Below are 11,115 nucleotides of genomic sequence, written 5' to 3'. Positions count from 1 at the left end.
TTTCCAGCTATGTACAAATTATTTGAGGCATCTATTGTCAAACCCCATGGATAGGCAAATTTAGCGGATGAAGCTGGTCCATCTTCATAACCAACCGACCCAGATCCTGCTGCGGTTGTGCCGATCCAGTTAGAGGATTCGTATTTTTTAATGACCTGATCTCCATGTACAGTAACAAACAGATTCCCCGTATTATCAAAAGCAAGTCCTGATGGATAGTTCAACCCTGCAATAACCTGACTCGTTACGCCAGCTGGTGTCACCTGATATACATTACCTGGAGAATTGCAACTTGCATAAAAAATATTACCGCTCTTCTTATCGAAAACCACACTCCAGGGCTCTTGATTCGCCCAGGTCAAAAGACTAGCTGTACCATCAGGTGTTATTTTTCTAATGTCCCAATTCCCAGGATCAACACAATACAAATTACCTTCAGGGTCTATTGTAAGCCCATAAGGAATACTAAATTTAGCTGCAGTGCCTTTCCCGTCGGCATAACCGCCACTCGTTGGATTACCTACAAAAGTTGTCACGTTGCCATCCTTATCAATTTTTCTAATGCAATGGTTACCTACATCGGTTACATATACATTAAGCTGATCATCAACAACGATACCACTGGCCCTGTACCAGGATTCCCCACTAAAATTAAACATGGCATCTGTACCTTGCGCATTTGCAAATCCTGCAACTCCAGAACCGGCTAGTGTAGTTACAGTTCTTGTATATTCAGGCTTACCATTCAGTGTTACCCTAATCTTTGAGGTATCGGTAGTAAAATTACTTCCGTTAATTAATATTTCAGTACCACCACTACCTTTCTCAGGAAGTATTTTATCAATTGTTATTGGAGAGGAATCATCATGTTTAAATCCTTCATCCTTTTTACATCCTGCAATCACTACCAACAGGAAAGCGGCAATAAGTAAGCAAGCATTTATATATCTTTTCATATTCTTATACGTATTAATAAATGATGAATCCATTACCAACCCGGGTTTTGTACTAAAGATGAATTTTTATCAATATCATCCTGTGCAATAGGAAATAAGTACATCTTATCAGTCCAGGTTCTGTTTTGAAGCAAGGTTCTTTTGTTAAAATCAGCAAAAGCAAAACCCTGGTTACCATCGTTTGTAATGGTATTCATTCTATAAATGCTTTGCACTTTGGGATCCCCCATCATCAACCTTCTGATCAAGGTAAAGTACCTATCACCTTCAAAAGCCAATTCTATTTGCCTTTCCCTCAAAATCCATTTCCTCATTTCATCCTGATTGCCTACAGCTCCCGGATAAACAGTTTCCAAATTAGGCACACCTGCCCGCTGTCTTACCAGATTCACATATTTTAATATATCCGTGTTACTTGGCTCCACCTCATTCAATGCCTCTGCATAATTCAAATACATTTCAGCAAGACGCAGATGAATAAAAGGACGGTAGGTCACAGAACTGGTTCTTATATTAGAAGCAGGGCTCACATTTTTTAACACATCGTAACCGGTAATATCTCCATTATTGTTTACACCAACGCCCGATTTTCCTGAGTAGTAAAACTCAGCACGTCCGGTACCATCCTTATTTGCGTCTGAAGAGAAGAAATTCCTGTCATCCGCAGTAGGCGCAGGTAGAACTGGTTTACCATTGTATTGAATACTCACGTAAAACCGTGCTTCCCTATTAACGTACATATTTGAATTCCCTTTAACATAACCTCTGTTTAAGCCATCTCTGGATTTACCCCAGTTGGCCGGGTCATCGGACTGCACAAAACCTGTTTCCACATACTGAGCTTGTGGATCATCAATAGTCCTTCCGTTACGCATATAAAAGGCATCTACAACATTCTGCGTTGCATTTTGCATATCAAATCCACCTGGTTTAGGTGCACAACGCACCTCATGTCCCCATTGCCATGAACCAGCCATATTGGTAGAGAACAGTATTTCATTGTTCCAGTTTGTCAGGAACAGGTTACGGAAAGATAGGTACGGATCAAACTGAGCATCACCTTCATCAATATTTGTAAATAGTTTATAACCCTGCAGGTCAATTACCGCTTTAGCGGCATCAGCAGCTGCTCTCCATTTATTTGCATCATACTGCAACGGCGCTAAAGAAGTACCGTCATTATTTTTAAACCCTGCAAACTTTGGGTTGCCATTCCACAGCGGACTCGCTGCTAATAAGGTTACTTGCGATTTAACAGCAAGACAGGATGCTTTGGTTGCTCTGCCATAGTTTACCGAAGAAGACCAGGCATCAGGTAAATCAGCCGCTGCTCTGTCTAATAAGGAGTTGATGTGATCAACACATTCATTAAATGGACTACGAGGATATTTATTATAGTCGTCATTAAGACTCAATAATTCAGTCACCTTAACAAAAGGCCCATATTGTCTTAATAATTTCCAGTAAAACCAACCTCTTAAAAAGATAGCTTCTGCTTTGTATTGCTTTTTCAAATCTGCACCGATTAAACTCTCAGACATTTTATCAATATTTTGCTCAAATACAATACTTTGTCTGATACCGGCATAATTATCACCCCAGTAATACCAATAATTACTCTGAGCATTCCAATTTCCAGTAATCATTTTACGAACGGCAACCCCCTGGATACTACATGAGGTTTCATCACTTGCACCAAGCATACTATAGGTATCTGCTGGAATTGAAACATGACTATAAATCTGATTCAGATAGGATTCCGCATTTGCTCTGGTTTGCCAAAGCATATCAGAAGTAAGCAAATTATCAGGTGTTTTATCTAAATATTTACAACCAAGACTAAACAACAATATGCAAAGTGCAATACTGCCGATAGATAGAAAGTTTTTATATAAGTTATTCATTGTAATCATTTTAAGTAATGGTTATTAAAACTGCGCCCTTAAACCAAAAGTTACCATTCTTGTAATGGGATACTTTGCACCATTAGATCCCAATTCCGGATCCCATATTTTGAATTTACTGAAGGTCAGCAGGTTCTGACCTGATGTATAAAAGTACAATACCGGTACACCTGCTTTTTTCATAGATTCTGACGTAAGTGTATATCCCAGAGAAGCCTGTTTTAAACGGATATAAGAACCATCTTTAAGCCAGTGTGTACTGTTTAAATAGTTGTTATCGGAAAGACCACCCACAGTTAAACGAGGATAATATGCATCCTGACGAGGATTATCCGGGGTCCATCTATCTAAAACTTTAGCCAGGGTATTGTTTTGATATTGACCTAAGCCGGAGAAAGGTATCACACCTACCCCGTCTACGCCCATGCCATTTCCCCTAATCTCTGATCCATTTGCCATAATCCCTACATCAGCCACTCCCTGAAAAAATAACGAAAGATCGAATCGTTTATAAGCTAAAGAGAAACCAGCCCCATACAACCAGGAAGGGAAAGGCGACTTACCTAACCTTCTACTGTCATAGGCATCAATAACACCATCTCCATTCTGATCCAGATAACGAATGTCCCCTGGCTGCACTGTCCCGAATTTTTGTTCCGGACGTGAGTCTATATCATCCTGATCGGTAAAGTATCCGTCAGCAACATACCCCATAAATTCATTAGATGCATATCCTGCCGCGCTTTGGTAGGCAAACTTTCTTTTAGGCTCGTCTGCAAAAGTAATTTTATTTTTACTGTGGGTTACATTTCCAAACACACGCACACCTACGGCGCCTATCTGATCATTATACTCAATACTTGCATCTATACCCCGATTACTCATTTCACCTAAATTGGCAAAGATCGCAGTTGAACCGAAGCCGCCAATTGAAGAAATTGATTCTCTTCTGATTAAAATATCTTTACGTCTTTCATCAAAAGCATCAACAATTAGGTTGAACTTATTAAACAAACCGATCTCAAGTCCGATATCTCCTTTGTAAGACTTCTCCCAGGTTAAGTTTTCAATACCTATTAAATTTTCAGTTAAACTACCATAATATGTTCCATTTAATCCGAATCCGGTACCTCCACCTCCACCAATTTGTGTTAAATAAGGGAATCTATTCCCAGTACCTATATTATCATTACCCACAACACCATAAGAACCACGAAGTTTTAAAAGACTGAACGTCTCGGTAAATGGTTTAAAGAAACTTTCATTAGAGATCACCCAGCCTCCGGATACTGAAGGGAAAACTCCAAATTTCTTACCTTTTTCAAAATTCTCGGAACCCGTGTACCCCGCATTCACTTCAAGTAAGTATTTATCCATATAGCCATAGGTAATCCTTCCGGCCAAACTTTGATTACGGAATGGAATGGAGCCAATCACATCCTCAGCTGTACTTTTCAGCCTGTTCCTCATATTATATAAAAACATTCCGCCAAATCGATGATTTCCGAAGGTTCTATCATAATTAATATTCCCCTCTAAATACATCATCCGCTCACCAGCAGAAGATCGACCATAACCTAAAAATTGCTGTCCAATTCTCGTCTGTGTAAACATCAATTCGCCATTACCATCACGACCAATCGCTTGCCAATTGTCGTTTATACCTGATCTTCTGTTATCAAACTGTCCGTAACTGTCAAATGAAAATCTTGCATAAGACGACAAACCAGGAGTGACCACATCCAATTTTTGATTTACAGTAAATACGGATTGAACTGCAGGCCTAAACTCATCAGAGTAGCCATTGTTCTGAACCTCATTTAAAGGATTGGAACCACCATTTGTTGTGGGGCCTGCCCATTTACCATCAGGATATCTTGTAGGATAGGCAACTGGTGTGGTAGCATAAGACTGATACCATAAACTACCTGCAGAAATACCCGGGTAACGGGAATTTACCAACATTGCCCCAAGATTTAGCTGAAGCAAAGTACTTTTAGTCACATTTACATCAATATTACTTCTAAAGTCATATCTCTTAAAATCCAGATTGGGATTAAAACCATTCAAATTTGAAACTTTATATGGGCCCTTTTGATTATAAAAAGAGGTCGAAATGTAATATCGAACAGATTCAGTACCCCCATTTATGTTTAAGTGCGCATTAGTTAATGAAGAATGACTTTTGTATACCTCATCTATCCAGTTTACATTTGGATACAGATAAGGGTCAAGACCGCTCGCAGTTTTCTGAATAGTTTCCTCAGAAAAATTAGGCAGAAGCCCCATATTGGTTCTGGCTTCATTTAACAATTCCATATATTGAATTCCATCCAGCATCTTTGGTCTTTCCGTAAAACCGGTCAACCCATTTTCAGCTTTCAAAGAGATCTTAGGTTTACCCTCTACCCCTCTTTTTGTGGTAATGATCAATACGCCATTGGCGCCTTTTGCACCATACATTGCTGTTGAAGAGGCATCTTTAAGCAGGGAAATGCTGGAGATATCCTCAGGATCTATGTTATTAAATGAACCCCCAAAATCACTGTTCACATCATCTCGCTGAACACCATCCACGATGATAAGCGGCGAGGTGTTTCCACCGTTAAATGTTCCCAAACCACGAATAGTAAACTGTGAATTATCGTACCCAGGTTCTCCACTTGATTGCATAGAGATAATACCAGCTACTTTTCCGGCCAATGCGTTAGAAAGATTTGCAACCGGGGTTCTCATATCAGCCATATTCACAGAGCTGATGGAACCGGTTACCGTAATCTTTTTCTGGGTACCATAGCCCACTACCACAACCTCCGAAAGCTCATCAACTGCCTCTTTAAGCACCACATTTATGGCATTCTGACCGTTAACAGAAACTTCCTGAGTAATAAAACCAGTGTAAGAAAAAATAAGGATAGCATTAGGCGAAGTAACAGCAATGCTAAAATCTCCATTACTGTTGGTAGTCCCGCCGCCTGTTTCACCCTTTATCCGAACTGTTACACCAGGTATTCCTTTGCCCTGCGGATCCAGCACACGGCCACGTATGTCAATAGCCCGGGCAACAACGGGCTTTATTTTTAAAAGGCCGTTAACCTTTTCTCTAATCACAACAGTTCTGTCCTCAATAGTATAAGACAGGGGCTGGCCGCTGAAAATCTTTTCCAGTACCTCATTCAGTTCCACAGAATTAACTTTGATATCTACCGTCTTTGCGTTTTGCAATAGCTCCTCGGTATATAAAAAATCATAATTGCTTTGTTTTCGTATCTCCTTAAAAATACGCTTAAGGGTCGCTTTTTTTTCCGAAAGCGTGATCCTTTGCGCAAAACCTACTGCACTCACCTGCATCATGGTTGCTATTAATATTACGGTGGTTAGTCGCATAATCAGCAGTAGTTTATTGATATACTTTTTGAGCATACCAAGTTGGTTAGCATAATTTTTATACATTTGTTGGTCTGGTTATTAGCGAGTTGGTTATTGCACTTATTAAAGCTCAATAACAGGTTCGCTGGTTAAAGTTGATTGAATCGCAAGTTTGTTGACTTAGTAATCCAGGCATTAGCCAGTTGTGTTGCAAGCACTTCTGGCTTTTTTTTATTTTCTGTTAGCGAGGGCAGTTTTTACCAAAACAATTCGCTAAACCCAAGATTACTTTATTGATTTTATGTAGTTATTTGGTAACTGTAATCCTCCCTTCTTCAATTATAAAGTGAACCTTATTTGTATATTCTAATTTTCTGAGTACTTGTGACACATTCGCAAAACGACTCACTGTACCGCCAAATTTGTCTTTGGAAACATTTCCTTTAAATGCCACATCTATATTATACCATCGCGAAATCTTTCTCATTACCGATTCGATACTTTCACTATCGAACATAAAGTATCCATTTTTCCAGGCCAAAACCTCATCCATATTTGCCTCGACAATTCTTAACCCATCGTATCCATTTATAGCCTGACTTCCGGGTTTAAGTATTTGCTGTATACCTGAGGCCTTAACCAACACAGATCCTTCCACAAGCGTCGTTTTGGTCAATGGTTCATCAGCATAACTATTGATATTAAAATGAGTTCCCAGAACTTTTATCTCCTGATTTTGTGTCTTAACTATAAAAGGATGGCTTTTATCCTTCGCGACCTCAAAGTAGGCCTCACCTTTTAATTCCACTCGTCTTTCCCTCAGTGCAACGAAAGAGATTGGGTATGTCAATGAAGATGCTGCATTCAAAAACACTTTACTTCCATCTGGTAAAACCACTTGATATTGGCCCCCTCTTGGTGTTTCTATAGTGTTGGGGGCTGCATTTGCAACCTTACCTGGTTCTAAGGTATAAACAATTTTCCCATCGGCTAATTTAGTAACTGTAACACCGGATTGTGGGGGCAGCGCTCCGTTTTTAGCATCAGTAAGAACTATTTTCTTTCCATTCGCTAGGGTGAGTACCGCTTTATTTCCACCAGGAGCTACATCATGAACCAATTTATCAGACTTGGTATCTAGTCTGGACGAATAGTAAAAAGTACCTACACTTAAAGTGATCAGAATGATTGCTGCAGCAGCAAATTTTCTCCAATACAAATTCCTGTCCCGAAGAACAACAATTTTATGCCCTTCTTCACTAATGCTATCTTGTATTTTACCGTAAAGTCTGGTGATTTCATCTAAAGACATTTCTGCCCGATGGTCACTACCTACCAATCTGGAAGCTTCTTCTGCGAGCACAAAATCCCATTCACTTTTATTACTTCCTTCTTCAATGAGCTTAAAAACCCTTTCAAGTTCGGTTTTACTGCATTGATTATTTAAATACCTTGTAAACAGGTGTATGATTTCGTTGTTCAATTTCTCTCCTTTTGTAACTAATACAAATGGGAGTAACGATACATCTATCCTAAAAAAATAATTATTTTATTATTGCAGCCATTAGTACGATTACTGCACTGCGCATAGTGATAAATCCCCTTATTGATTTAAGCGCTTTTACCATTTGATTATTTACTGTGCTCTCAGAAATACCCAGTTCTGTTGCTGCCTGTTTATACGTTAATCCTTGTATGCGACAACGGATAAACACCTCTCTTCTCTGTTCTGGCAAACTTTTTATGGCTTCATTGAATATCGAGCTGCTTTCGCTATAGTCAAGCAGAAGCTCCGTAGCATTTTCCTCGCCAATTACGTTTTTCCGCATCTCCTCCACTATGCTTGTTTCATGTTGGGCCCGTTTTAACAGATTAAGCAGGTGTCTGCGCGCAATAGTATACAGATAGGGTTTAAATGGCTGTTCACAATCTATTTTATCTCTGTTTTCCCAAACCTTAATAAAAGTATCGTGAACAACATCTTCAGCAAGAAGCGAAGACTTTGCTGTTCTTAGCACAAAATATTTTAATTGTTTCACATACAAATAATAAAGACTGCTTAAAGCATCCGCATCACCCTCCCTAAGAAGTGTAACTAGTTTCTTTTCACTGTAATTATTATAAATGTTCATTCGGTTTGGTTCCCAAGCCGAAACTACAAAAAATTAACGCAAATTATATATGTTATTAATTCTCAACCACAACCCTTAACGAGCAGCCACTATTTCTGATGCTCCTGCAAATAACTGCTGTTTCTGGATTTTAAAGCGAAATCCTTTAACAATTCAATTTCCTGAGGGTCGTAAGGTGTAAAGTCACCCCGAAAAAGATCATGCTGCCATACTGCAGGAATAGGATCTGCAGGCCGATGCCCCCACGGCAAGTCTGTTTGCGTTTTACCATTTACAAGGCCCCATAACATACAGCCAACCTTCTCATTATAAAAAACAGCCAGATTATCTTTGATTACCGATCCATTAGGTCTGTTCATCCATTCCGTATTAAATAAGGGTCTGCCCTGCGTTTTAAGTTCCACAATTTGCTTGGTCAGGTCATTTTTATTACCATAATTATGAAAAGAAATAATATCTGAATTTGCAAGCGCAATATCATTCAACCGGTTATCGCCATTCCATATATCAATTGTTATTGGCTGTGAAGGATTGATTTCGCGTGCCCATTTAGCAACCTTTTTAAGCAAGGGAAAACTAGCAGACCCCAGTCCGCCATTTGTGGGTTCGTTGTACAAGTCCCAGATAAAAATGCGTTTATCATCCTTAAAGCGCCCAATTACAGCTTTAACATATTTTTCAATGCGGGGATGGGTAGTAGAATCAACAACCATGCTGTGACCCGGACTTGGCGACCACGCCCAGGCATACCAGCCTTTAAGCGGCTCCGGTTGCTTTCCTACTCTAGGATCATGCTCAATTCCAAAAACACAGTCATCAAACAAAGCAGGCATAAATTTAATATTATGCTTATTGCAAATCGCCAGAAACTTATCCAGGGTATTTAAAAAATATTCCGGATCATCTTCATAAACTGCATACTGAAGTACAGCCCTCAAACAATTAAGTCCGGTTTTCTCTGCCAGGGCAAGTTCCTTATCAATGGTCTTGGCATCAAAACTAGTCTTATCCCACATAGCAGTATAATTAATGGCATAAGCCGGGATATAATTAAAGCCACAATAAAATGGCTGCTTGTTGTACCAATCCCATATTTTCTGCTTTGGCCAGCGTTGATCTGTTTGGGCCGTAACCGGACAAACGAATAGTAACAGCAATAGTAAATTTATTGCATAAGCTATCTTTTTCATTACAAAGTTTAAAAAATTGAGAGCCTTCTATAGCACTAGTGGATTAATTTCTGACTTTACCAAATCGCCAATAGGTGCATTCATCAGCCAACGCTCACGGTCATTTACCTGCCAGCTATTTTTAGGTTCGGCCACCCGTGCGCCTTCAGCGACGTAAATAATAGTCATTACCTCACGCATAATGTCAGATTGGTTACCGGGAGCACTATGAATGGTATTGCCGTAATGCCAGGTTGCGTCTCCGGCCTTCATCGTCGATGAACGCATTATAGGGAAGTCATTATCCTTAACATATTTTTCATATTCAGCTTCCGATTCGTCAGAGATCTCGTAATTAAACACTACCCCTTTTTTATGAGAATCAGACGCAAATGTCAGCATCCCCATTTCTACATTAATATCTACCAAAGGCATCCACATAGTGACGGTATTATGCGTATCCAGTGGCCAATAATACTGATCCTGATGCCACGGAGTAGGTCCACCTCCAGGTTCTTTAAACAGGGCCTGATCATGATAGATACGTACATTTTCTACGCCAAGTAAATCTGCAGCAATTTTCCCCATACGTTTGGCAAGCGTAAATTTCTTCGCTTGTTCATCTACTTCCCACAGATTCATTATCTGCAAAAAAGCTTTACCGTAAGTATCTCTTTCGGCTAAATCTCTCTTTTCGGTATTGAACTTATCAGCAGCTTCTTTTATTACATCTCTGTAAATAAGCACTTCTTCAGCATCAAGTACATTTGGGATTAAAACGTGTCCGTTCTGACGGAATGCAGCAGCCTGTGCATAAGTTATTTCCCGATACTGATCTAATTTAGGCAATTCAATTGTCGACATGGCTCTATTTGATTTAGGTTTACATTTGGTGTTTTCAATTACTAAGTAACTGTTTATCGTTAGTCCGCAAAAGGAGTAAATTGGCCTTTTAATGGTTTTTTTTATCTATTTGCAAGAATAAACCGATAACTTTATGAGAATATGAAATAATTAACATGGCACGAGCCGCATTTGAAGCATTAGACCCATATAATGATAATTCCTTTCTCCTTCGTGAATTCACGGAGTTTACTGCGCCTTATCATTTTCATCCGGAACATGAACTTACACTTATTGTAAAAGGTAAGGGTAATCGTTATGTTGGCAATCATATGGATGTATACAGCTGTGGGGATCTGGTTCTTATAGGCTCAAATCTTCCCCATTGCTGGAAAATTGAAAATAATGAAGAACAAGACAAGGATGTTGCATCGGTAGTTGTTCAATTTAACAATGATTTTTTAGGTACAGATTTCCTGGCCAAGCCAGAGCTATCTCAAATATTACATCTGCTGGAGAGAAGCAAGCATGGAATACAGTTTTTAAATAATACTGCAGAAGAAATAACCAAAAGATTAATTCTTTTGGCCAAACAACCAAATTCTTTTAAGCGACTTATAGAATTTTTAGAAATCTTATATACCCTCGCCATTTCCAAAGAATACAAATTACTCGACAAACAAGAAACAAAGGCGCATCAGTCAGCGAAACCAGAAAGAATCAATATAGTTCTGGGTTACAT

8 protein-coding genes are annotated in these 11,115 nt (G+C 39.2%); 1 reads left to right on the top strand and 7 read right to left on the bottom strand.

The window, feature by feature from the left end; all coding sequences use genetic code 11:
• The 7 genes from AC1DDX_RS15135 to AC1DDX_RS15105 all read right to left on the bottom strand — a co-directional run.
• Nucleotides 1-956: IPT/TIG domain-containing protein (locus AC1DDX_RS15135; RefSeq protein ID WP_477622221.1), on the bottom strand; the 956-nt coding region annotated here is incomplete at its 3' end.
• A gap of 32 nt (nt 957-988) precedes the next feature.
• Nucleotides 989-2,860, bottom strand: coding sequence for a RagB/SusD family nutrient uptake outer membrane protein (locus AC1DDX_RS15130; protein ID WP_337715750.1), 1,872 nt, complete (start codon nt 2,858-2,860; stop codon nt 989-991).
• A gap of 24 nt (nt 2,861-2,884) precedes the next feature.
• Nucleotides 2,885-6,313: a TonB-dependent receptor gene (locus AC1DDX_RS15125; RefSeq protein ID WP_216854371.1), complete on the bottom strand. Its 3,429-nt coding sequence runs from the start codon at nt 6,311-6,313 to the stop codon at nt 2,885-2,887.
• 223 nt (nt 6,314-6,536) lie between these two features.
• Nucleotides 6,537-7,712 carry a FecR family protein gene (locus AC1DDX_RS15120; protein WP_337715752.1) on the bottom strand — a complete coding sequence of 392 codons (1,176 nt, stop codon included), beginning with the start codon at nt 7,710-7,712 and terminating at the stop codon, nt 6,537-6,539.
• A gap of 61 nt (nt 7,713-7,773) precedes the next feature.
• On the bottom strand, nt 7,774-8,361 hold the full coding sequence (locus AC1DDX_RS15115) for an RNA polymerase sigma factor (RefSeq protein ID WP_337715753.1): 588 nt from the start codon (nt 8,359-8,361) through the stop codon (nt 7,774-7,776).
• An 89-nt stretch (nt 8,362-8,450) separates the two neighbouring features.
• The gene (locus tag AC1DDX_RS15110) at nt 8,451-9,551 is read right to left on the bottom strand and encodes a glycoside hydrolase family 2 TIM barrel-domain containing protein (RefSeq protein WP_172660852.1); all 1,101 of its coding nucleotides are present in this window, start codon (nt 9,549-9,551) and stop codon (nt 8,451-8,453) included.
• 27 nt (nt 9,552-9,578) lie between these two features.
• Complete coding sequence (locus AC1DDX_RS15105) at nt 9,579-10,394, bottom strand: phytanoyl-CoA dioxygenase family protein (protein WP_337715755.1); 816 nt, start codon at nt 10,392-10,394, stop codon at nt 9,579-9,581.
• A 155-nt stretch (nt 10,395-10,549) separates the two neighbouring features.
• Between AC1DDX_RS15105 and AC1DDX_RS15100 the strand changes: the two genes are divergently transcribed.
• Nucleotides 10,550-11,115 (top strand): cupin domain-containing protein (locus AC1DDX_RS15100; RefSeq protein WP_477622220.1); only part of this gene is annotated, 566 nt, incomplete at its 3' end.

The sequence above is a fragment of the Pedobacter sp. 10L46_2 genome (assembly GCF_056395165.1).
The sequence above is the reverse complement of the archived record's forward strand: the minus strand, read 5'-3'. Positions and strand labels throughout refer to the sequence as shown.